Raw genomic sequence first — 808 nt, 5'->3', positions numbered from 1 at the left:
TAGAGGCTGGATAGAAGGCAATCCAAGTTGAAGGCGCGGACTCTGGGGCTAGCAGAATGAGGAATGGTCCGGCAAGGCTATCCGAGTGACGTGGACGACGAGACGTACCATTTCCTGCTGCCCTATCTGGCGTTGAGCCCCGAAGACGCGCCACAGCGGAAGTACCCTCTGCGAGACGTGTTGAACGCGTTGTTGTGGATCAGTCGAACGGGGGCGCAGTGGGAGTACCTGCCGAACGACTTCCCCCCGCCTGAGATCGTGCGATCTCAGGCCCAGCGCTGGTTTGCTGCCCACTGCTTCGAGAACGCCGTCCATGACCTGCGATTGTTCACTCGTGTCCAGCAACAACGCGGAGGGGAACCCTCCGCGATCATCGTGGACAGCCGGACGCTCCAGAGCACCCCTGAGAGTGGTCATCGCGCAGGCTACGACGGGGCCAAGCGGCGCAAGGGCACCAAAGTTCACCTGGTCGTCGATACCCTGGGGCATTTCATCACCCTGATGACCTCCCCCGCCAATGAACAGGACCGTGCCCAAGTCGAAGTCTTGTGCCGCGAGGCCCAGGAACTCACCGGGGGCATGCTGGAGGTAGCCTTCGTCGATCAGGGGTACACCGGCGAAGCAAGCTTGGAGGCCGCCCGGAAGAGCAATATCGAGCTGATCGTCGTGAAGCGCCAAGACGCTTCACGCGGCTTCGTCCTCCTGCCCAAACGCTGGGTCGTCGAGCGCTCCCTGGCATGGTTATCGCGCTTCCGTCGCCTCGGGCGAGATTTGGAACGCTTGTCCTCCACCCTGATCGGCTTTCACT

1 protein-coding gene is annotated in these 808 nt (G+C 61.8%); it reads left to right on the top strand.

Annotated features, from left to right (window positions below):
- Positions 1 to 63: 63 nt before the first annotated feature.
- Positions 64 to 808 (top strand): IS5 family transposase (locus tag A7B18_RS21115; protein WP_102128618.1); only part of this gene is annotated, 745 nt, incomplete at its 3' end.

Source organism: Deinococcus planocerae (genome assembly GCF_002869765.1).
Taxonomy (GTDB): Bacteria; Deinococcota; Deinococci; order Deinococcales; family Deinococcaceae; genus Deinococcus; species Deinococcus planocerae.
The sequence above is the reverse complement of the archived record's forward strand: the minus strand, read 5'-3'. Positions and strand labels throughout refer to the sequence as shown.